A 22,483-nucleotide genomic window follows, 5' to 3' on the forward strand; every position below is an offset into this window, starting at 1 on the left:
TTTAGTTCCGGTTGTGTCAGTTGTTACTGCGCGTCAAACGCCTGCCCATTGATGCCGGTACTGTCCGGCCCCATCAGGTACAGGTACACCGGCATGATCTCTTCCGGTGCTGGCCTTTCCATCGGGTTCTCCCCTGGATACGCCTGGGCCCGCATGCTGGTGCGCGTGCCGCCCGGGTTGATGCTGTTGGCCCTTACCGCAGCCACGTCTTCGAGCTCATCCGCCAGGGTTTGCATCAGGCCTTCAGTGGCAAATTTCGACACACCATAAGCTCCCCAATACGCCCGGCCCTTACGCCCGACGCTGCTGGAGGTGAACACCACCGACGCATCCTGGGACAGCTTGAGCAGCGGCAGCAACGTGCTGGTGAGCATGAACATCGCATTGACGTTGATGTGCATCACCCGCATGAAGTTCTCGCCGGACAACTGCTCGATCGGCGTACGTGGGCCAATGATCGAGGCGTTGTGCAGCAGGCCATCGAGGTGGCCGAATTCTTTTTCGATCATCGCTGCCAGCTCATCGTATTGATGGGGCAGGGCGGTCTCCAGGTTGAAGGGGATCACCACTGGCTGCGCGTGGCCGGCCGCTTCGATCTCGTCATACACCTGGGCCAGGTTGGCTTCGGTCTTGCCCAGCAACAGTACGGTGGCGCCATGGGCAGCGTAGGTTTTCGCCGCCGCCGCACCAATCCCGCGACCGGCGCCGGTCACCAGGATGACCCGGCCTTTGAGCAGTTCTGGACGTGCAGAGTAATCAAACATAAAAAGCCTCGACAGAATTCAGCAGGTTACAAACACCAATCTGGAAAACGCTGAAGATCCTCTGTGGGAGGGGGCAAGCCCCTCCCACATTTGGATCTTCATCAATCAGTAAGGCCGGTGAGCCATCAGCAACTGCACAATGCGTTATCCAGCACCTTGCGCAGTTCCAGCGGGTGATCCACCACCACATCCGCGCCCCAGTGGCGTGGGTTGTCATCCGGGTGGATATAGCCATAAGTCACCGCCGCCGTGCGGGTGCCGGCGTCGCGGCCGGACTCGATGTCGCGCAGGTCATCGCCCACGAACAACACGCTGGCCGGGTCCAGGTCGAGCATCTTGCACGCCAGGATCATCGGCTCCGGGTCCGGCTTGCTGTTTTTCACGTGGTCCGGGCAGATCAGCAGGGCCGAACGCTCGGCGAGGCCCAACTGCTGCATGATCGGCTCGGCAAAGCGCAGTGGCTTGTTGGTGACGACGCCCCAGATCAGCTTGGCCTTCTCGATGTCTTCCAGAAGCTCGGCCATGCCGTCGAACAATTTGCTGTGGACGGCGCAACCTTTCAGGTAACGCTCGAGGAATTCCAGGCGCAGTTCTTCAAAGCCAGGCGTTTCCGGGTCCATCGAGAAGGTCACGGCGACCATCGCCCGCGCACCGCCGGAGATTTCATCGCGGATGTGCTGGTCGTTGATCGGTGGCAAGCCACGGTCGGCACGCATGGCCTGGCAGATGGCGATAAAGTCCGGCGCGGTGTCCAGGAGGGTACCGTCCATGTCGAAGAGAACCGCTCGCAACTTCACAGGCTTATTCCTCGCGCAGGGTCTGGATCATGTAGTTGACGTCAACGTCGCTGGCCAGCTTGTAGTGCTTGGTCAGCGGGTTGTAGGTCAGGCCGATGATGTCCTTGACGGTCAGCCCGGCCTGGCGGCTCCACGCACCCAGTTCGGAAGGGCGAATGAATTTCTTGAAATCGTGGGTGCCGCGCGGCAGCAGCTTCATGATGTATTCGGCGCCGATGATCGCGAACAGGTAGGCCTTGGGGTTGCGGTTGATGGTGGAGAAGAACACCTGGCCGCCCGGCTTGACCATGCGGAAGCAGGCGCGGATCACTGAGGAGGGGTCTGGCACGTGCTCCAGCATTTCCAGACAGGTGACCACGTCGAACTGCTCTGGCATTTCTTCGGCCAGGGCTTCGGCGGTGATCTGGCGATATTCCACGCTCACACCGGATTCCAACTGGTGCAACTGGGCCACGGCCAGCGGCGCTTCGCCCATGTCGATTCCCATCACGGTCGCGCCGCGCTGGGCCATGGCTTCGCTGAGGATGCCGCCGCCGCAACCGACGTCCAGCACCTTCTTGCCGGCCAGGTTGACGCGTTCGTCAATCCAGTTGACCCGCAGCGGGTTGATGTCGTGCAGGGGCTTGAACTCGCTTTCGCGGTCCCACCAGCGGTGGGCCAGGGCTTCAAACTTGGCGATTTCGGCGTGGTCGACGTTGCTCATGGTGAATCCTCTAAATCTGATAAATCGGTTTGTCGGTCCTGAACACGCAGGTTCAGAGCCGGCGTTATTCGGTGTGCCCGCTGATGCGTTTTCCCCAGGCAATGGCCGTGGCGGTCAACTGTTGTTCATCCATGCGGGTGAGTTGCCGGTCGTCGAGCAACTGCTTGCCGGCGACCCAAAGGTGTTTCACGCAATCGCGTCCGGTGGCATATATAAGCTGTGAGACCGGATCGTAGATCGGTTGTTGCGCCAGCCCCGTCAGATCGAACGCGACCATATCCGCCGCCTTGCCCACTTCCAGGGAGCCGATTTCGCTTTCCAGGCCCATGGCACGTGCACCGTTGAGCGTAGCCATGCGCAGCGCACGGTGGGCATCCAGGGCAGTGGCCGAATCCGCGACGGCCTTGGCCAGCATCGCGGCGGTACGGGTTTCACCCAGCAGGTCCAGGTCGTTGTTGCTGGCGGCGCCGTCGGTGCCGATGGCCACATTGACCCCAGCCTGCCACAGACGCTCCACCGGGCAGAAGCCGCTGGCCAGTTTCAGGTTCGATTCCGGGCAATGGATGACGCTGGTGTTGCTTTCTACCAGCAAAGCCAGGTCGTCCTCGCTGATTTGGGTCATATGAACGGCCTGGAAGCGCGGGCCCAGCAAGCCGAGGCGTCCCAGGCGCGCCAATGGCCGTTCACCGCTCTGTTCGACGGCCTGTTGTACCTCGAAAGCGGTTTCATGCACATGCATATGGATCGCGGCGTCCAGCTCTTCGGCGATTACCCGGATCTTTTCCAGGTTGGCATCGCACACGGTGTAGGGCGCATGGGGACCGAAGGTGATCTTGATGCGCGGGTGGTGCTTGAGGTCGCCAAACAGCTCGATGCCCTGGCGGATCGCCTCATCGGCGGTGCTGGCGCCGGGAATCGGGAAATCGAGGATCGGAATCGCAATTTGCGCACGCATGCCGCTGTTGTGCACGCAATCGCTGGCGACCTTGGGGTAGAAGTACATGTCCGAGAAGCAGGTAATGCCGCTCTTGAGCTGCTCGGCAATGGCCAGGTCGGTGCCGTCACGCACGAAGGCCTCGTCGACCCACTTGGCTTCGGCGGGCCAGATGTGTTTTTCCAGCCAGGTCATCAAGGGCAGGTCATCGGCCATGCCGCGAAACAGGCTCATCGCCGCATGCCCGTGGGCGTTGATCAGGCCGGGACTGAGCAGCATGCCCGGCAGTTCGCGCACTTGCGTGGCCGAAAGCTTCAACGCCGCAGCCCGTGGACCGATAAAGGCGATACGCCCATCGCGGATGCCCACGCCATGTTCCTTGAGCACTACGCCGGCGGGTTCGACAGGTACCAGCCAGGTTGGCAGTAGCAATAAGTCGAGCGGGGCGGCAGTGGAGGTCATCGCAGGCTTCTTCCCGGGCAGCTATAAAAGAAGCGCGAAGTATACCCGAGCGTCCTGGCTGGCGGATCGCTATAATCGGCGGCTTTTGTTGATGAGTACGGGGTGACGGATGCGCGATCGACTGTTGGCAGCGGAGAAAGTGAAGGCCATCGATTGGCGTGATGGCACGCTGCACCTGCTCGATCAACGCGCCTTGCCGTCCCAGGAACGCTGGGTGGCCTGCTCCACGGTCGATGAAGTGGCTGCGGCCATTCGCGCCATGGTGGTGCGTGGTGCACCGGCGATCGGCATCAGCGCGGCCTATGGCCTGGTGCTTGCCGCTCGTGAGCGCATCGCCGAGGGCGGTGACTGGCAGGCCGCCTGGGAAGAGGACTACGCGCTACTGGCCGATACTCGTCCGACCGCCTCGAACCTGTTCTGGGCGCTCAAGCGCATGCGCGATCGCCTGGACCGCGTCAAGAAGCACGCCGATCCGCTGGCGGTGCTGGAAGCCGAAGCTATTGCTATCCATGAAAGCGACCGGGAAGCCAACCTCGTCATGGCCCAGTTGGGCGTTGAGCGGATTCGCAAGCATCAGGGCAACGTTCAGGCGATTTTGACCCATGGCAACGCTGGCGCCTTGGCGACGGGCGGTGTCGGCACGGCCCTCGGGGTGATTCGTGCCGCCTTCCTGGAAGGCTTGGTCGAGCACGTCTACGTCAATGAAACCCGCCCATGGCTGCAAGGCTCGCGGCTGACCGCCTGGGAGCTGGCGGGCGAGGGGATCCCCGTCACAGTGAATGCCGACTCGGCCGGCGCGCATATCCTCAAGACCAAGGGCATCACCTGGGTGATCGTCGGCGCCGACTGCATTGCCGCCAATGGCGATGTGATCAGCAAGATCGGCACCTATCAATTGGCGGTGTGCGCCATGCATCACGGCGTGCGTTTCATGGTGGTGGCGCCGAGTTCGACCCTGGACCTGATGATGGTCACTGGTGACGATGTCTCCTTGGAGGAGCGCGATCCCGGCGAATTGCTGGAAGTGATGGGGCAGCGCTTGGAGGTTAATGCGTTTAACCCGGTATTTGATGTAACGCCGGCCGACTTGATTGATGTGATTGTGACTGAGAAGGGCGTGGTTGAGCGGCCGGATACGGCGAAATTGGCCAAGTTGATGTGCCGTAAGCGGCTGCATTGAGGGCGGTGGTGTCTGTGAAATGGCTATCGGGGGCAAGCCCCTCCCGCACTTGAATTGTGAACACAGTCAAAATGTGGGAAGGGGCTTGCCCCCGATTGGCCCTGAAAGTCAATAAAACCCTCAGATCCGCCCTCAAAAAAAAGCACCACCCCATCTCTGAGCCCCTCTCGTCCCCCTCAAGCCTGTCATCCGTCAAATTACTAGTATCCATGCGCATCAGGGGGATAGGTGCGTGGCGGCGATTGTGATAACATCCGGCGGTTTCCAGGGCCGCCCCCAGGGGTTGCCCATAACGTGCAGATCCGTGTCATAACTCGTTGATTTGTCGTAAGTCGTTGTCAGGCAGTGTGCCGACAACGGCGAGCTTCGTTCGTCCCATATGGATGCGACGAGGTTTCACCCGAAAAAGGAATCAGGCTTCTCATGGGCGAACTGGCCAAAGAAATCCTCCCGGTCAATATCGAAGACGAGCTGAAACAGTCCTACCTCGACTACGCGATGAGCGTAATTGTCGGTCGGGCACTGCCTGATGCGCGCGATGGCTTGAAGCCCGTGCACCGGCGTGTGCTGTTCGCAATGAGCGAGCTGGGTAACGACTGGAACAAGCCGTACAAGAAATCTGCCCGTGTTGTCGGTGACGTGATCGGTAAGTATCACCCTCACGGCGACACTGCGGTGTACGACACCATCGTTCGGATGGCCCAGCCGTTTTCCCTGCGCTACCTGCTGGTAGACGGCCAGGGCAACTTCGGTTCGGTCGACGGCGACAACGCCGCCGCCATGCGATACACCGAAGTGCGCATGACCAAGCTGGCGCACGAGCTGCTGGCTGACCTGCACAAAGAAACCGTGGACTGGGTGCCGAACTACGACGGCACTGAAATGATCCCGGCCGTCATGCCTACCCGGATCCCCAACCTGCTGGTCAACGGTTCCAGCGGTATCGCCGTGGGCATGGCCACCAACATCCCGCCGCACAACCTCGGTGAAGTCATCGACGGTTGCCTGGCCCTTATCGACAACCCTGAGCTGACCGTCGATGAGCTGATGCAATACATCCCGGGCCCGGACTTCCCGACCGCTGCGATCATCAACGGTCGCGCCGGCATCATCGAAGCCTACCGCACCGGTCGCGGCCGTATTTACATGCGCGCCCGCTCGATGATCGAAGACATCGACAAGGTCGGCGGCCGTCAGCAGATCGTCATCACCGAACTCCCGTACCAACTGAACAAGGCGCGTCTGATCGAGAAGATCGCCGAGCTGGTTAAAGAGAAGAAACTCGAAGGTATCACCGAGCTGCGCGACGAGTCCGACAAAGACGGTATGCGCGTGGTGATCGAGCTGCGTCGTGGCGAAGTGCCTGAGGTGATCCTCAACAACCTCTACGCCCAGACCCAGCTGCAAAGCGTGTTTGGTATCAACGTCGTGGCATTGATCGACGGCCGCCCACGCATCCTGAACCTTAAGGATCTGCTGGAAGCCTTCGTACGTCACCGTCGCGAAGTCGTCACCCGTCGTACCGTGTTCGAACTGCGTAAGGCCCGCGAGCGTGGCCATATCCTGGAAGGCCAGGCTGTAGCACTGTCGAACATCGACCCGGTCATCGCCCTGATCAAGGCTTCCCCGACGCCGTCGGAAGCCAAGGAAGCGCTGATCAAGATGCCATGGGAATCCAGCGCCGTCGTGGCGATGGTTGAACGTGCCGGTGCCGACTCGTGCCGCCCGGAGACACTGGACCCGCAATACGGTCTGCGTGACGGCAAGTACTTCCTGTCGCCGGAACAGGCCCAGGCCATCCTGGAACTGCGCCTGCACCGCCTGACCGGCCTGGAGCACGAGAAGCTGCTGGCCGAGTACCAGGAGATCCTCAACCAGATCGGCGAGCTGATCCGCATCCTCAACAGCGCCGTGCGCCTGATGGAAGTGATCCGCGAAGAGCTGGAAGTGATCCGCGCCGAATACGGCGACGTGCGCCGTACCGAAATCCTCGATGCTCGCCTCGACCTGACCCTGGGTGACATGATCCCGGAAGAAGAGCGCGTGGTGACCATCTCCCACGGTGGCTATGCCAAGACCCAGCCATTGGCTGCCTACCAGGCCCAGCGTCGTGGTGGTAAAGGTAAATCGGCTACCGGCGTGAAGGATGAGGACTACATTGCTCACCTGCTGGTCGCCAACAGCCACACCACGCTGTTGCTGTTCTCCAGCAAGGGCAAGGTGTACTGGCTCAAGACCTACGAAATCCCGGAAGCTTCCCGTGCTGCCCGTGGTCGTCCATTGGTCAACCTGCTGCCGCTGGACAGTGACGAATACATCACCACCATGCTGCCGGTCGAGGAATACACCGAAGGTCACTTCATCTTCATGGCTACCGCCAAAGGCACCGTGAAGAAGACCCCGCTGGAGTCCTTCAGCCGCCAGCGCAGCGTGGGCCTGATCGCCCTGGAGCTGGACGAAGGCGACGTATTGATCAGCGCGGCCATTACCGATGGCGAGCGTGAGGTCATGCTGTTCTCCGATGGCGGCAAAGTGACACGCTTCAAGGAATCCGACGTTCGCGCCATGGGCCGTACCGCCCGCGGTGTACGCGGCATGCGCCTGCCGGAAGGGCAGAAGCTGATTTCGATGCTGATCCCGGAAGAAGGCAGCCAGATCCTCACCGCTTCCGAGCGTGGTTATGGCAAACGCACCGCGATCAGCGAGTTCCCGGAGTACAAGCGTGGCGGCCAGGGCGTTATCGCTATGGTCAGCAACGACCGCAACGGCCGTCTGGTCGGCGCGGTGCAGGTGCTCGACGGCGAGGAAATCATGCTGATTTCCGACCAGGGCACCCTGGTGCGTACCCGTGTGGCTGAAGTGTCGAGCCTGGGCCGTAACACCCAGGGCGTCACCTTGATCAAGCTGGCCAAGGACGAAAAACTGGTTGGCCTGGAGCGTGTCCAGGAGCCGTCGGAAGTGGAAGGCGAAGAGCTGGAAGGTGAGGAGTTTGAAGGCGAGGTGATCGCAACAGGCGATGACAACGTCGACGAGCCAACCCTTGATGCTGCCGCAGACGAAGAAGAACCGCAGGAATAAGCGGACACACAGGGGGCGGATGAAGATTCGCCCCCTTGTTGTTTGTCCCCTTTGAAAGAACAACGCCGCCCCCTGTAGGAGCGAGCTTGCTCGCGAAAATCGTCAACGATAACGCGAGCTGCCTGATGCGCCCTTGCTCTCTCGGGTTTTTCGCGAGCAAGCTCGCTCCTGCAGTGTTTGATTTCAGTCCCACCAGATCAGAGAGATTGGATGTGAGCAAGAGAGCCTATAACTTCTGTGCCGGTCCCGCGGCGCTTCCTGAAGCAGTCCTGCAGCGTGCGCAGGGTGAACTCCTCGACTGGCATGGAAAAGGCCTCTCCGTGATGGAAATGAGCCATCGCAGCGATGAGTTCGTGTCCATTGCCACCAAGGCTGAGCAGGATCTGCGCGACTTGCTCGACATCCCATCCAATTACAAAGTGCTGTTCCTGCAAGGCGGCGCGAGCCAACAGTTCGCCCAGATCCCGCTGAACCTGCTGCCGGAAGACGGCACTGCCGACTACATCGACACCGGTATCTGGGGGCAGAAGGCTATTGAAGAGGCCTCGCGCTACGGTCACGTCAATGTCGCCGGCACCGCCAAGCCCTACGATTACTTCGCCATTCCCGGTCAGAACGAATGGAAGCTGTCCAAGGATGCGGCCTACGTGCACTACGTGGCGAACGAAACCATTGGCGGCCTGGAGTTCGACTGGGTGCCGGAAGTCGGCGACGTTCCGCTGGTGTGCGACATGTCCTCGGACATCCTCTCGCGGCCTATCGACGTGTCGCGCTACGGCATGATCTACGCCGGCGCGCAGAAGAATATCGGCCCGAGCGGCATCCTGGTCAACATCGTCCGTGAAGACCTGCTGGGTCGCGCCCGTTCATTGTGCCCGACCATGCTCAACTTCAAGGTCGCAGCCGACAACGGCTCGATGTACAACACCCCGCCGGCCTTCGCCTGGTACCTGTCGGGCCTGGTGTTCGAGTGGTTGAAGGAGCAAGGCGGTGTCGCCGCCATGGGCAAGCTCAACGAAGAGAAGAAGCGCACCCTGTACGACTTCATCGACGCCAGCGGCCTGTACAGCAACCCGATCAACCTGACCGACCGCTCGTGGATGAACGTGCCGTTCCGCCTGGCTGACGACCGCCTTGACAAGCCATTCCTGGCCGGTGCCGACGCGCGTGGCCTGCTGAACCTCAAGGGTCACCGCTCGGTAGGTGGCATGCGCGCCTCCATCTACAACGCTGTCGACATCCACGCGATCAACGCGCTGGTTGCCTACATGGCAGAGTTCGAAAAGGAACACGGCTAATGTCTGAACAAGAACTCAAGGCCCTGCGGGTACGCATTGACAGCCTGGACGAGAAAGTCCTGGAACTGATCAGTGAGCGTGCGCGCTGCGCCCAGGAAGTGGCACGGGTGAAGATGGCGTCCCTGGCAGAAGGCGAAGTGCCGGTGTTCTACCGGCCGGAGCGTGAAGCCCAGGTGCTCAAGCGCGTAATGGAGCGCAACAAGGGGCCGTTGGGCAACGAAGAGATGGCGCGGTTGTTCCGTGAAATCATGTCGTCGTGCCTGGCGCTGGAGCAGCCACTGAAAGTGGCTTACCTCGGCCCGGAAGGCACCTTCACCCAAGCGGCGGCCATGAAGCACTTCGGCCACGCGGTGATCAGCAAACCAATGGCGGCCATCGACGAGGTGTTCCGTGAAGTGGCGGCCGGCGCGGTGAACTTTGGCGTGGTGCCGGTGGAAAACTCCACCGAAGGTGCGGTTAACCACACGCTGGACAGCTTCCTTGAGCACGATATGGTGATCTGCGGCGAAGTCGAGTTGCGCATCCACCATCACCTGCTGGTGGGTGAGAACACCAAGACCGACAGCATCAGCCGCATCTATTCCCATGCCCAGTCCCTGGCCCAGTGCCGCAAGTGGCTGGACGCCCATTACCCGAATGTCGAGCGCGTGGCGGTGTCCAGCAACGCCGAAGCGGCCAAGCGGGTCAAGGGTGAGTGGAATTCGGCGGCGATCGCCGGTGATATGGCGGCTGGCCTGTATGGCCTGACGCGCCTGGCCGAGAAAATCGAGGATCGCCCGGACAACTCCACGCGCTTCCTGATGATCGGCAGCCAGGAAGTACCGCCGACCGGCGACGACAAGACTTCGATCATCGTCTCCATGAGCAACAAGCCCGGCGCGCTGCATGAGCTGCTGGTGCCGTTCCACGACAACGGGATTGACCTGACGCGCATCGAGACGCGTCCTTCGCGCAGCGGTAAGTGGACCTACGTGTTCTTTATCGACTTCATCGGCCACCACCGCGATCCGCTGGTCAAGGGCGTGCTGGAGAAGATCAGTCAGGAAGCCGTGGCGCTCAAGGTGCTGGGCTCTTACCCGAAAGCGGTTTTGTGAGGCTTTAACATGAGTGGCAACTTCCTCGCCCTGGCTCAGCCGGGCGTGCAACAACTGTCGCCTTACGTTCCGGGTAAGCCTGTGGACGAGCTGGCGCGTGAGTTGAACCTGGATCCTTCCAAAATCGTCAAGCTGGCGAGTAACGAGAATCCACTGGGTCCAAGCTCCAAGGTATTGGCGGCGATTCGCGAAGAGTTGGCCGAGCTGACCCGTTACCCGGACGGCAATGGCTTCGCCCTCAAGTCCCTGCTGGCAGAAACATGCCGGGTCGAGCTGAACCAGGTCACCCTGGGCAACGGCTCCAACGACATCCTCGAACTGGTCGGGCGTGCCTACCTGGCGCCGGGCCTGAACGCCGTGTTCAGCGAGCACGCGTTTGCGGTCTACCCGATCGTCACCCAGGCAGTCGGTGCCGACGCCCGTGTGATTCCCGCCAAGGACTGGGGCCACGACCTGCCGGCCATGCTGGCTGCCATCGATGCCCAGACCCGCGTCGTGTTTATCGCCAACCCGAACAACCCGACCGGCACCTGGTTCGATGCGCAAGCGCTCAACGACTTCCTGCAAGATGTGCCTGAGCATGTGCTGGTGGTGCTGGACGAGGCCTACATCGAGTACGCCGAAGGCAGCGACCTGCCGGACGGCCTGGATTTCCTGGCGGCCTACCCGAACCTGCTGGTGTCGCGCACCTTCTCCAAGGCTTATGGCCTGGCATCGCTGCGGGTTGGCTATGGCCTGTCGACTGCGGTGGTTGCCGATGTGCTGAACCGCGTGCGCCAGCCGTTCAACGTCAACAGCCTTGCCCTGGCGGCGGCCTGTGCGGCGGTGAAGGATGCCGAATACCTTGAAGAAGGTCGTCGCATCAACGCAAGCGGCATGCTGCAGTTGCAGGATGGCTTCCGTGAGCTGGGTCTGGGCTGGATTCCCTCCAAGGGCAACTTCATTTGTGTCGACCTTGGCCAAGTGGCAGCCCCGGTATTCCAGGGGCTGCTGCGCGAAGGTGTGATCGTGCGCCCGGTGGCCAACTACGGCATGCCGAACCACCTGCGGATCACCATCGGCTTGCCGGCTGAAAACAGCCGCTTCCTGGAGGCGTTGGCCAAGGTCCTGGCTCGTGGTTGATGTCACTGCATTGCAACCTGCTGTGCCTATGATCGGTCGCCTGGTGGTGGTAGGGCTGGGCTTGATCGGTGGCTCCTTCGCCAAAGGCCTGCGCGAAAGCGGGCTGTGCGGCGAAGTAGTCGGTGTGGACCTGGACCCGCAATCGCGCAAGCTGGCGGTTGAGTTGGGCGTGGTGGATCGCTGTGAGGCGGACCTGGCGCTGGCGTGCCAGGGCGCTGACGTCATTCAGCTCGCTGTGCCGATCCTGGCGATGGAGAAACTGCTGGCGGTATTGGCCGGCATGGACCTCGGCCAGGCGATCCTGACGGACGTCGGCAGTGCCAAGGGCAATGTGGTACGTGCGGCGCAACAGGCTTTTGGCGGCATGCCGTCGCGTTTTGTGCCGGGCCATCCGATTGCCGGTTCCGAGCAGAGCGGGGTGGAAGCGTCCAATGCGCAGCTGTTCCGCCGCCATAAAGTGATCCTGACGCCGCTGGAGCAAACCGATCCGGCCGCGCTGGCCGTGGTGGATCGTCTCTGGCGTGAACTGGGGGCGGACGTGGAGCATATGCAGGTCGAGCGCCACGACGAAGTGCTGGCGGCGACCAGCCATTTGCCGCATCTGTTGGCATTCGGCCTGGTGGACTCCCTGGCCAAGCGCAACGAAAACCTCGAGATTTTCCGTTACGCCGCCGGTGGCTTCCGCGATTTCACGCGAATTGCCGGCAGCGATCCGGTGATGTGGCACGACATCTTTCTCGCCAATCGCGAAGCGGTGTTGCGCACCCTGGACACCTTCCGCAGTGACCTCGACGCCTTGCGCGACGCGGTCGATGCCGGGGATGGCCATCAACTATTGGGCGTGTTCACCCGTGCGCGGGTGGCGCGTGAGCATTTCAGCAAGATCCTGGCTCGCCGGGCCTATATGGAAACCGCTGTGAACGCCGATGACCTGACCTTCCTCGCCAACCCCGGCGGCCGCTTGAGCGGGCGTATCCGGGTGCCGGGTGACAAGTCGATCTCCCATCGCTCGATCATGCTCGGCTCGTTGGCCGAGGGCGTGACGGAGGTGGAAGGGTTCCTTGAGGGTGAAGACGCCCTGGCGACCCTGCAGGCGTTTCGCGACATGGGCGTGGTGATTGAGGGGCCGCACCATGGGCGCGTGACCATTCATGGTGTGGGCTTGCACGGCTTGAAGCCGGCGCCGGGCCCGATCTACCTGGGCAATTCCGGTACGTCCATGCGCCTGCTGTCCGGTTTGTTGGCGGCGCAACGTTTTGACAGCGTGTTGACCGGCGATGCTTCCCTGTCCAAGCGCCCGATGAACCGCGTGGCCAAGCCATTGCGGGACATGGGCGCGGTGATCGAGACCGGGCCGGAAGGGCGTCCGCCGCTGACCATTCGTGGCGGCCAGGCGCTGAAAGGCCTGACTTATGCGTTGCCGATGGCCAGCGCCCAGGTCAAATCCTGCCTGTTGCTGGCTGGGCTGTATGCCGAAGGTAAAACCGCAGTGACCGAGCCTGCGCCGACCCGTGACCATACCGAGCGTATGCTGCGCGGTTTTGGTTACCCGGTTGCTGTGGAGGGTGCTACTGCGTCGGTGGAATCGGGTCATGTACTGACCGCGACCCATATCGAAGTGCCGGGGGACATCTCCTCTTCGGCATTCTTCCTGGTGGCGGCTTCGATTGCCGAAGGCTCCGAGTTGTTGCTGGAGCATGTCGGCATCAACCCGACCCGCACTGGGGTGATCGATATCCTGCGTCTGATGGGGGCAGATATTACCCTGGAAAACCCGCGCGAAGTGGGTGGCGAGCCTGTCGCTGACCTGCGCGTGCGTGCTGCTGCGTTGAAAGGGATCGAGATCCCTGAGGCGCTGGTGCCGTTGGCGATCGACGAGTTCCCGGTGCTGTTCGTCGCGGCGGCCTGCGCTGAAGGGCGAACCGTGTTGCGGGGGGCGCAAGAGTTGCGTGTGAAGGAGTCCGACCGTATCCAGGTCATGGCCGACGGTCTGTTGGCGTTGGGGGTGAAGTGTGAACCGACCCCCGATGGGATTATCATTGACGGTGGCCTGATGGGGGGTGGTGAAGTCCATGCCCATGGCGATCACCGGATTGCCATGGCCTTCAGTGTGGCTTCCCTGCGGGCGGCTGCGCCGATTCGTATCCATGACTGCGCCAATGTTGCTACGTCTTTTCCGAACTTTCTTACACTGTGTGCCCAAGTCGGCATCCGTGTTGCCCAAGAGGCTCAATTGTGAATATCAAAGCACCGGTGATTACCATCGACGGGCCAAGCGGCTCGGGCAAAGGCACGATCGCCGGCATCCTGGCCAAGCGCCTGGGCTGGTGCCTGTTGGATTCCGGCGCGTTGTACCGCCTGCTGGCGTTTGCCGCACGCAACCATGGCGTCGACCTGACCAACGAAGAATCCCTGAAACTGCTGGCCGCGCACCTCGATGTGCAGTTCGTCGGCGCGACGGAAGGTCATCCCCAGCGCATCATCCTGGAAGGGGACGATGTGACCGATGATTTGCGTAACGAGCAGGTCGGCTCCTGGGCCTCTCAGGTTGCCGCGCTGCCGGCTGTGCGTGATGCGCTGTTGCAGCGTCAGCGGGCTTTCCAGGAGCCGCCGGGCCTGGTGGCCGATGGCCGTGACATGGGCACGGTCGTGTTTCCCGAGGCGCCGCTGAAGATTTTCCTGACCGCCAGCGCCGAGGAGCGGGCTCGCCGCCGCTACTTGCAGTTGAAGGGCAAAGTCGATGGTGTTAGTCTGTCGAGTCTGCTAGATGAGATCCGTGCACGCGATGAGCGTGATACCCAGCGCGCAGTAGCCCCGCTCAAGCCGGCGGCTGATGCCATACAGCTGGATTCCACGGAGTTGTCCATCGAGCAGGTGCTGGAACGCATCTTGAGTGAAATCGCCATTCGCGATATCGCCGGGTGATCAAGAAGGCCGCAGGGGACCAGTCATAGTCCTGCGGTGGCTTCTTTTAACTGAAACTGACCCACACCGTCTGGGGTGTGGAGATGGGCGTATTCTTCGCCCTTATCAACAGGAATTAAAATGAGCGAAAGCTTTGCGGAACTCTTTGAAGAAAGCCTAAAAACCCTGAACCTTCAGGCAGGCTCCATCATCACCGGTGTTATCGTTGATATCGATTACCAAGCTCGCTGGGTAACCGTTCACGCTGGTCTGAAGTCTGAAGCTCTGATCCCGCTGGAACAGTTCTACAACGATGCTGGTGATCTGACAATCAATGTCGGTGACGAAGTTCACGTTGCTCTGGACTCGGTTGAAGACGGTTTCGGTGAAACCAAGCTGTCCCGTGAAAAAGCCAAGCGCGCTGAATGCTGGATTGTTCTCGAAGCAGCCTTCGCAGCTGAAGAAGTGGTCAAGGGCGTTATCAACGGTAAGGTTAAAGGCGGCTTCACTGTCGACGTTAACGGCATCCGTGCGTTCCTGCCAGGTTCTTTGGTCGACGTTCGTCCTGTGCGCGACACCACGCACCTGGAAGGCAAAGAACTCGAATTCAAGGTCATCAAGCTCGACCAGAAGCGCAACAACGTTGTCGTTTCCCGTCGCAGCGTCCTGGAAGCAGAGAACTCCGCCGAGCGTGAAGCTCTGCTGGAATCCCTGCAGGAAGGCCAACAAGTCAAAGGTATCGTCAAGAACCTCACCGATTACGGCGCATTCGTCGATCTGGGTGGCGTCGATGGCCTGCTGCACATTACCGATATGGCTTGGAAGCGTATCAAGCATCCTTCCGAAATCGTCAATGTTGGCGACGAGATCGATGTCAAGGTTCTGAAATACGATCGCGAGCGCAATCGTGTTTCCCTGGGCCTGAAGCAGCTGGGTGAAGATCCATGGGTTGCTATCAAAGCCCGTTACCCAGAAAGCACTCGCGTCACCGCGCGTGTTACCAACCTGACTGACTACGGCTGCTTCGCTGAGCTGGAAGAAGGCGTTGAAGGCCTGGTACACGTTTCCGAAATGGACTGGACCAACAAGAACATCCACCCTTCGAAAGTCGTACAAGTCGGCGACGAAGTGGAAGTTATGGTTCTGGACATCGACGAAGAGCGTCGTCGTATCTCCCTGGGCATCAAGCAGTGCAAATCTAACCCATGGGAAGATTTCTCTGGCCAGTTCAACAAGGGCGATAAAATCTCCGGCACCATCAAGTCGATCACCGATTTCGGTATCTTCATTGGTCTGGACGGCGGCATCGACGGCCTGGTTCACCTGTCCGACATCTCCTGGAACGAAGTTGGCGAAGAAGCTGTTCGTCGTTTCAAGAAGGGCGACGAGCTGGACACCGTTATCCTGTCGGTTGACCCAGAGCGCGAGCGCATCTCCCTGGGTATCAAGCAACTGGAAAGCGATCCGTTTTCCGAGTACGTTCAAGAGAACGACAAAGGCGCAATCGTTAAAGGCACTGTGAAAGAAGTTGACGCCAAAGGCGCCATCATCGTTCTGGCCGACGATATCGAAGCGACTCTGAAAGCCTCCGAAATCAGCCGTGACCGCGTTGAAGACGCGCGCAACGTTCTGAAAGAAGGCCAGGAAGTAGAAGCCAAGATCATCAGCGTTGATCGCAAGAGCCGCGTGATCCAACTCTCCATCAAGTCGAAAGACGAAGTGGAAGAGAAAGAAGCCATCCAGAGCCTGAAATCGGCTCCGGAAGCTGCAACAGGCGAGACCACCATGGCCTCCCTGCTGCGCGAAGCAATGGCTAAGCAGAACTAAGTTCTGTAAGGCTGTAAAAAGGGCGACTTCGGTCGCCCTTTTTTGTGCCTGAAATTCGTTGAATCAACAGGCAAGAACCAAGGTCTGCAGCTTGGTGTCAGAGCTGAATACAGTATTGATAAAGGCGCTCCCGAGTTGTTAAGGATTTCAATGAACAGGCTTATCGTGCTGCTCGCAGTGGTAGCGCTTGCAGGCTGTGCCGCCACCAGCGCCAAAACTCACGCGAGGCGCGGTGTCAGCGGCATTGAGGTCGATTGCTCGGGGTTGGGCAACAACTGGGATAAGTGCGAGAAACGCGCCGCCCGCGAATGCAGGATGCAGGGCTATAAGGTCATCACCAGGTCCAGCGATGCCAAGGACGAAGAGGGCGACTATCTGTTCGGCTGGAACCCTGCCGGCGCAGTCACCCGCACCATGCTGGTGATCTGCAATTGAGGGCAATGCATGTGCTCTGTGGGTGTTTATTTAACCCGCAGATAAGTTTATGTATGGGCTGTTCAAATTCATCAAGTCATGCTAAAACCTTCGAAGCGCTTTTCCTAGCTGCTTGAAAAAGAAGGGAAAAATATGACGAAGTCGGAGTTGATCGAACGAATTGTCACCCATCAAGGGTTGCTCTCATCCAAGGATGTGGAGCTGGCCATCAAGACCATGCTCGAGCAAATGTCCCAGTGCCTGGCCACCGGTGATCGGATTGAGATCCGTGGGTTTGGGAGTTTTTCGTTGCACTACCGTGCGCCACGCGTCGGCCGTAACCCAAAGACAGGCCAGTCCGTCAGCCTTGACGGAAAATTTGTTCCTCACTTCAAGCCGGGCAAGGAATTGCGCGATCGGGTGAACGAAGAGGAAGAAGAGGGCGTCTGAGTGTTTTTGGGGTAGGAGAAGTTTATGCATGGGGTTAAGCGCGTTGTTTTGGTGCTGGCTGTGCTGGCTGTCGCATTTGTGATTTTGGCATTTGTGCTGGGAAACCAGCAGGAAATATCGTTGTCGTTTTTGGGCTTTGCTACCGCCGAAATGCCAGTCTCCGTGTTCGTGGTATTGGCGCTTATTGTAGGAACTTTTATAGGGCCGCTGTTGGCCTTGCTGGGTCGTAAGCGGCGCCACAAGTCAGTTCCTACCGGACGTGTCTGAAGGCAGACACCTGTCCGTTAAACAGCTGCGATTGACCGTCTGTCGGTTAGTCTTCTCGATCGCGCGTCCCCATCTGGCGCTTCAGTTCGGCTGTGCCGGGTCCGCGGTCAATCACGAACTCTCCGTCTTTATTCAGTCTTTATCGCGTATTTAAGCGCTCTTAGGTGCCCGCCGTCTTTGGGGGGGGCGGTAGGAGTGGGTGGCTTGCTGTCTGGGAGCTGCCCTATAGACATGTCAAGACTTGAAATATGTCTGAGAGATGGCAGAATGAAATCTGTTCTCGATAACGGGCATTTTGTGCGCTCAAAATTTGGCAGCGACGCTGGGTTTTGGCGATCATCTAATTAGAATAAAAACACACAATGTTGTCTGCATAACGAGCCCGCAGTTTCTCTTTGAAGGCAGGTTTTTGTTGTGAGTAGTAGCTTTCGTGTTCCACCGACTCGGTCTTCGGATGAAGTAGATCTCGTCGTATTTCTTAAATCTCTCTGGGATCAAAAAAAACTACTGCTTCTGATGATTTTGGCAGGTGGACTCATTGGCGCCTCCTATGCCTTTTTGGCGACGCCACAGTACGAGGTTAGCGCAGTGTTGCGCCCTGCAGCTATTAATGATTTGGATGCACTTAATCGATCCGGGATTTACCAGCTGTCACCCGCTGACGCTCTCCTTAAAGTTGGCGCTTCGCTGGAGTCTTACGATACTCGCTTAGCTTTTTTCAGAGCCAATCAAAATCTGTTCGAAAAATTTGTACGGCCGGGACAGACCCTTGAGCAGAGCTTTGAGGCGTTTAACCGCAACTCGATTCGTTTGACTGTACCTGGCGCAGACAAAAAAGGTTCGTTGAGTGCCTACGTCAAACTTCAGATGACCTATTCAAAGGATATTGACGGTGTTGCTATCGTCAACGGTATTGTTGACTACGCTATTGATGATGAGCGGAAGCAAATTGCGAATGACGTAAATGTTATTGTCAAAAATCGTCTCAATGAAATCAAAGGTAAGCTTAATTCTGCTCGTGCGAACTATTATGTAAATAAAGAAGCCAAAATTGCTACATTGCGCGAAATTGACTCGGTAAAGCGTGCGCAATTACAGGATGAATTGAAGGCTCTGCGAATTCAACTAAAGGCGTTGCGCAACGATCGTGTTAATCAGCTGAAGGAAGCGATCGGAATTGCAAAGTCGCTGGGGATACAAAAGCCGACTACACCCTCTGCGTTTGGTGAGTTGGTAAATGCCAGGAGCGGCAGTATGGTCCGCACCGAAATCAACAACCAACAAACTCCGCTATACTTTATGGGGGTAGATGCACTTAAGTCTGAGCTTAGTGCGTTGGAACTGCGTCAGTCAGATGACTTTACTGATCCGCGTGTCAGCCAGATTGCCAAGGAGCTTCAGTTACTCGCCTCCAATCGCGAAATTGAAATTTTGAACGCTCGGAAAAATGAGGATTTGTTTCTCGCGGATGTTCAGCCATTGCGCGCAGAGCTAGCTCGTTTGAGCAACTTGAACACTGATATGACGGGGCTGAAATTGGTAGCTGTCGACCAACAAGCTCTTGAGCCGTTAGCATCTGCTAGTCCAAATCGCCTACTCATAATAGTGCTTGGCTTATTTGCAGGGCTGGTACTGGGCATTTTCATTTTACTTAGTAGGTTTGTTTTTGTTGCTAATAGCTCCGATGCACGGCTGGTTGCTACAGATTCTTCTGTGCCTTTATTGCAGCCTCGGGCGCAGGGTGGTGCTGTGCTAATCGATAGTGCTCGGTAAGCGTCTGGCGAAGTCACCTGCATCAATGAATGCAGCGCTGGGCTGCGCAAGAGTCTTCTCCGTAAGCGAAGGTGTTGCTATCTATAAAGGCCAGGTCGTCGATGGATTTCGGAAGTCGACAGGTTTAGGGTATAGATAAACTTATCCGACTTTTGCATCGGGTCGCATTATGGCGAACGAGTTCCAGAAAAAATCGCGAGCACAGTATCCGGTATCACTTGGCAGCTTTGAATGCGTAGTTCATGGAGCGGTTGCATTGTTCCACGCAGTCGGCATAACTCGTTTCTTTCTCCGCGACTCGCTATGCTAGGGTGGGCCAGTCTGCAGCGAAGGAATCGAGTTTGAATTGTTGGCAGAACGCTTCGATGTTTGATCGCCTTGGTACGCACTCGACTGCTAATAGGCGCAACGCCGCAGTGGTTAGGTCATCACTTCCAGTCTGCTGTATTCGCCAAGGTAGCAAAAACCGAGCTGTAAATTGGCATGAGGGTACCACGCGTGCTGCTTCAGACGCTGATGGCAGATCTTGCTTTGGCTGGTTCACAAGTTGCGGTTTATCTGGTGCTGACGCTTATTTGCTGACGCATCTCGTAGTATGCTTACCGAGCGCTTCCATGCTGAGGGGGCTGGCCTGCCTGTTTTTTGTAGGTCGTTGACACTTGACCGGCTGAACGTGGCGAGCTTTCCGGCTTAGGGGGGGGAATGATATTGTTGGTGGCGACCAAAATGTTGCCGTTGATGCTCAGTTGACGAAGAAAGCGCGTGTGCAAGCAGCTGAAAATTTCTTGCGTAGGTGAGTTCAGCGTGTTGGGTATGCTGTCAGAGGATTTGACTCGCTAGAATATTGAAGTATTTAGCGCTGAAGCTGGTTCAGTGAAATTTTATTTTATCATTAGGCTTTTTTTAATTATGCAAAAACTGGAAGATATTAAGCTCGCCATCATAGGTCTTGGATATGTTGGCTTGCCCCTGGCGGTGGAGTTTGGCAAGCATCGGACAGTGGTTGGGTTTGACATCAACCAGCTGCGTATCCAAGCCTTGAGAGCCGGGCACGACTCCACTTTGGAAGTGAGCGATGAGGAGTTAAAGCAGGCCGGCAAGCTCAGCTTTAGTTTTAACCTGGACGAATTGTCCAGTTGCAATACGTTCGTCGTGACAGTGCCTACGCCGATTGATGAGTACAACCAGCCAGACCTTACTCCACTGATCAAAGCATCAGAAAGTATAGGTAAGGTGCTGAAGAAAGGCGACCTGGTTATTTATGAGTCGACGGTTTATCCCGGTGCAACTGAAGAAGACTGCGTGCCTGTCCTTGAGAAATTTTCCGGATTAAAATTCAACGTCGATTTTTTTGCCGGATATAGCCCTGAGCGTATTAATCCAGGAGACAAGGAACATCGTGTCACTACCATCAAGAAAGTGACGTCCGGATCCACGCCTGAGATCGCTGATCTGGTAGATGCTCTTTACAATCAGATCATTATTGCGGGCACGCACAAGGCAAGCAGTATTAAAGTTGCCGAAGCGGCGAAAGTTATTGAGAATACCCAGCGCGACTTAAACATCGCTCTGATCAATGAACTGGCCATTATTTTTAATAAAATGGGTATTGATACGGAGTCAGTGCTCCAAGCTGCGGGCACGAAATGGAATTTCCTGCCATTTCGGCCGGGCTTGGTGGGCGGGCACTGCATCGGCGTCGACCCTTACTACCTGACTCACAAGGCTCAGTCGATCGGCTATCACCCCGAAATCATTCTCGCGGGTCGCCGTCTCAATGACGGAATGGGCGCATATGTGGTCTCCCAGTTGGTAAAAACAATGGTTAAGCGCCGTATTCATGTCGATGGCGCTCGTGTACTGATCATGGGTCTGGCGTTCAAGGAGAATTGCCCGGACCTGCGTAACACGCGAATCGTGGATATTGTCAATGAACTGAAAGAGTACAATATTGCAGTGGATATTTATGATCCATGGGTCAGTCCTGAAGAGGCCAATCATGAATATGGCATAATCCCTATTACTGATCCCGGTACTGATGTTTACGACGGTATTGTGCTCGCTGTTGCGCATAATGAATTCAAAGGTCTGGGCGCTGAAAAAATTCGGAAGTTTGGTAAGTCTGCGCATGTTCTTTACGATCTAAAATATCTGCTGAGTCGTGAAGAGTCTGATATTCGTTTGTGATTTGATTTATGCGTTCTATTTTTCAATAAACGAAGAGCCAATTTATGTCCCGCTATGAAACGCTCGTGGAAACACTCAAGACTTCACCTAAAACGTGGTTGATCACTGGAGTAGCCGGATTTATTGGCTCCAATCTATTGGAGACTCTGCTTGGTCTGAATCAAGTTGTCGTCGGCCTTGACAATTTTGCGACGGGTTATCAGCGCAACCTTGATGAGGTTAAGGGTACCGTCACTGCGCAGCAGTGGGCTCGTTTTAGCTTTATCGAAGGTGATATCAAGTTATTGGATGACTGTCAGCGCGCATGTGGAGGGGTTGATTACGTATTGCACCAAGCGGCGCTTGGATCGGTACCACGTTCTCTGAATGACCCAGTCGCTACGAATGCCACCAATATTGATGGTTTTCTCAATATACTAGTGGCGGCCAGGGATGCGCAAGTAAAAAGCTTTACTTACGCTGCCAGTAGTTCTACTTATGGAGATCACCCGGGTTTGCCGAAAGTGGAAGACGTTATTGGCAATCCACTCTCCCCGTACGCAGTTACCAAGTATGTCAACGAGCTCTACGCTGAAGTATTCGCTAGGTGTTATGGTTTTGAAAGCATCGGCCTGCGTTACTTCAATGTGTTTGGTAAGCGTCAGGATCCGGATGGTGCCTATGCTGCGGTGATCCCTAAATGGGCCGCTTCGATGATTAAGAACCAAGAGGTTTTTATTAATGGAGATGGTGAAACCAGCAGGGATTTCTGCTTTATCGAAAACACAGTTCAAGCCAATCTGCTGGCCGCTACCGTGACTGAGCCTGCCGCTCGAAATCAAGTTTACAACGTTGCTGTCAGCGGGCGTACCGACCTTAACATGCTATTTTCTGCCCTGCGCCAGTCGTTGTCGCAGCACGGGATCAGTTATGAAAAGTCGCCAGTGTATCGTGATTTTCGTGCTGGAGATGTTCGGCATTCTCAGGCAGATATCGGTAAGATAAAAGCGCTGTTGGGCTATGAGCCGAAATTTGATATTCAGCAGGGTATTGCGAAAGCAATGGGCTGGTATTCGACATTTCTGAAGTAATGGGTGTTTGTATTGTTCTGTGAATGTCTCAAGCGCTCAAATTATGGGCGCTAGGTGCTTTCGTTGTGTTGCGCAGTTCTGGAGGCTGCTCGCCGAAAATGCCGGGGCGATGAGTGTTGTACGGCTATTTATTTCCAATGAAGCTTCTAAGGTTTTTTG

The 22,483-nt window shown here is 57.4% G+C and carries 18 protein-coding genes; 14 read left to right on the top strand and 4 right to left on the bottom strand.

What is annotated here, in order from left to right; all coding sequences use genetic code 11:
• Positions 1-23: 23 nt before the first annotated feature.
• The 4 genes from FBY10_RS05065 to FBY10_RS05080 all read right to left on the bottom strand — a co-directional run bounded on the left by FBY10_RS05065 (position 24) and on the right by FBY10_RS05080 (position 3,660).
• Entirely contained in the window at positions 24-764 is a 741-nt protein-coding gene (locus FBY10_RS05065; RefSeq protein ID WP_131698991.1) for a YciK family oxidoreductase, read from the bottom strand.
• A 125-nt stretch (positions 765-889) separates the two neighbouring features.
• Positions 890-1,561 carry an N-acetylmuramic acid 6-phosphate phosphatase MupP gene (mupP, locus tag FBY10_RS05070; RefSeq protein WP_131698992.1) on the bottom strand — a complete coding sequence of 224 codons (672 nt, stop codon included), beginning with the start codon at positions 1,559-1,561 and terminating at the stop codon, positions 890-892.
• A 4-nt stretch (positions 1,562-1,565) separates the two neighbouring features.
• Positions 1,566-2,264: a bifunctional 2-polyprenyl-6-hydroxyphenol methylase/3-demethylubiquinol 3-O-methyltransferase UbiG gene (ubiG, locus tag FBY10_RS05075; RefSeq protein ID WP_003172645.1), complete on the bottom strand. Its 699-nt coding sequence runs from the start codon at positions 2,262-2,264 to the stop codon at positions 1,566-1,568.
• 64 nt (positions 2,265-2,328) lie between these two features.
• Positions 2,329-3,660 carry a TRZ/ATZ family hydrolase gene (locus tag FBY10_RS05080; protein ID WP_145334807.1) on the bottom strand — a complete coding sequence of 444 codons (1,332 nt, stop codon included), beginning with the start codon at positions 3,658-3,660 and terminating at the stop codon, positions 2,329-2,331.
• A gap of 109 nt (positions 3,661-3,769) precedes the next feature.
• Between FBY10_RS05080 and mtnA the strand changes: the two genes are divergently transcribed.
• The 14 genes from mtnA to FBY10_RS05150 all read left to right on the top strand — a co-directional run bounded on the left by mtnA (position 3,770) and on the right by FBY10_RS05150 (position 22,324).
• Positions 3,770-4,840, top strand: coding sequence for an S-methyl-5-thioribose-1-phosphate isomerase (mtnA, locus tag FBY10_RS05085; RefSeq protein WP_145334805.1), 1,071 nt, complete (start codon positions 3,770-3,772; stop codon positions 4,838-4,840).
• A gap of 423 nt (positions 4,841-5,263) precedes the next feature.
• Positions 5,264-7,918: a DNA gyrase subunit A gene (gene gyrA, locus FBY10_RS05090; RefSeq protein ID WP_090407433.1), complete on the top strand. Its 2,655-nt coding sequence runs from the start codon at positions 5,264-5,266 to the stop codon at positions 7,916-7,918.
• Positions 7,919-8,130: 212 nt separating this feature from the next.
• Positions 8,131-9,216 (top strand): 3-phosphoserine/phosphohydroxythreonine transaminase, encoded by a 1,086-nt coding sequence (gene serC / locus FBY10_RS05095; protein WP_053132455.1) that lies wholly within the window; start codon positions 8,131-8,133, stop codon positions 9,214-9,216.
• Positions 9,216-10,310: a prephenate dehydratase gene (pheA, locus tag FBY10_RS05100; protein ID WP_003172650.1), complete on the top strand. Its 1,095-nt coding sequence runs from the start codon at positions 9,216-9,218 to the stop codon at positions 10,308-10,310. Before serC ends, pheA begins: the two co-directional genes overlap by 1 nt.
• A 9-nt stretch (positions 10,311-10,319) precedes the next feature.
• Positions 10,320-11,432: a histidinol-phosphate transaminase gene (gene hisC, locus FBY10_RS05105; RefSeq protein WP_131698995.1), complete on the top strand. Its 1,113-nt coding sequence runs from the start codon at positions 10,320-10,322 to the stop codon at positions 11,430-11,432.
• Between the two features lie 28 nt (positions 11,433-11,460).
• Positions 11,461-13,671, top strand: a complete 2,211-nt coding sequence (locus tag FBY10_RS05110; protein WP_256663399.1) for a bifunctional prephenate dehydrogenase/3-phosphoshikimate 1-carboxyvinyltransferase — start codon at positions 11,461-11,463, stop codon at positions 13,669-13,671.
• A complete protein-coding gene (gene cmk / locus FBY10_RS05115; protein ID WP_003172653.1) occupies positions 13,668-14,357 on the top strand; it encodes a (d)CMP kinase in 690 nt (229 codons plus the stop codon). The genes FBY10_RS05110 and cmk overlap by 4 nt, the downstream gene beginning before the upstream one ends.
• Positions 14,358-14,477: 120 nt before the next feature.
• Entirely contained in the window at positions 14,478-16,163 is a 1,686-nt protein-coding gene (gene rpsA, locus FBY10_RS05120) for a 30S ribosomal protein S1 (RefSeq protein ID WP_027604177.1), read from the top strand.
• Positions 16,164-16,313: 150 nt separating this feature from the next.
• Entirely contained in the window at positions 16,314-16,598 is a 285-nt protein-coding gene (locus tag FBY10_RS05125) for a hypothetical protein (RefSeq protein ID WP_145334801.1), read from the top strand.
• A gap of 132 nt (positions 16,599-16,730) precedes the next feature.
• Entirely contained in the window at positions 16,731-17,027 is a 297-nt protein-coding gene (gene ihfB / locus FBY10_RS05130; protein ID WP_003189779.1) for an integration host factor subunit beta, read from the top strand.
• A gap of 24 nt (positions 17,028-17,051) precedes the next feature.
• Positions 17,052-17,294, top strand: coding sequence for a lipopolysaccharide assembly protein LapA domain-containing protein (locus FBY10_RS05135; protein WP_145334798.1), 243 nt, complete (start codon positions 17,052-17,054; stop codon positions 17,292-17,294).
• Between the two features lie 414 nt (positions 17,295-17,708).
• Positions 17,709-19,067 (top strand): Wzz/FepE/Etk N-terminal domain-containing protein, encoded by a 1,359-nt coding sequence (locus FBY10_RS05140; protein WP_145334796.1) that lies wholly within the window; start codon positions 17,709-17,711, stop codon positions 19,065-19,067.
• 909 nt (positions 19,068-19,976) lie between these two features.
• Positions 19,977-21,254 (top strand): Vi polysaccharide biosynthesis UDP-N-acetylglucosamine C-6 dehydrogenase TviB, encoded by a 1,278-nt coding sequence (gene tviB, locus FBY10_RS05145; protein ID WP_145334794.1) that lies wholly within the window; start codon positions 19,977-19,979, stop codon positions 21,252-21,254.
• Between the two features lie 44 nt (positions 21,255-21,298).
• Positions 21,299-22,324 carry an NAD-dependent epimerase/dehydratase family protein gene (locus FBY10_RS05150; protein ID WP_145334792.1) on the top strand — a complete coding sequence of 342 codons (1,026 nt, stop codon included), beginning with the start codon at positions 21,299-21,301 and terminating at the stop codon, positions 22,322-22,324.
• Positions 22,325-22,483 lie beyond the last annotated feature (159 nt).

The organism is Pseudomonas sp. SJZ103 (assembly GCF_007828335.1).
Lineage (GTDB): Bacteria > Pseudomonadota > Gammaproteobacteria > Pseudomonadales > Pseudomonadaceae > Aquipseudomonas.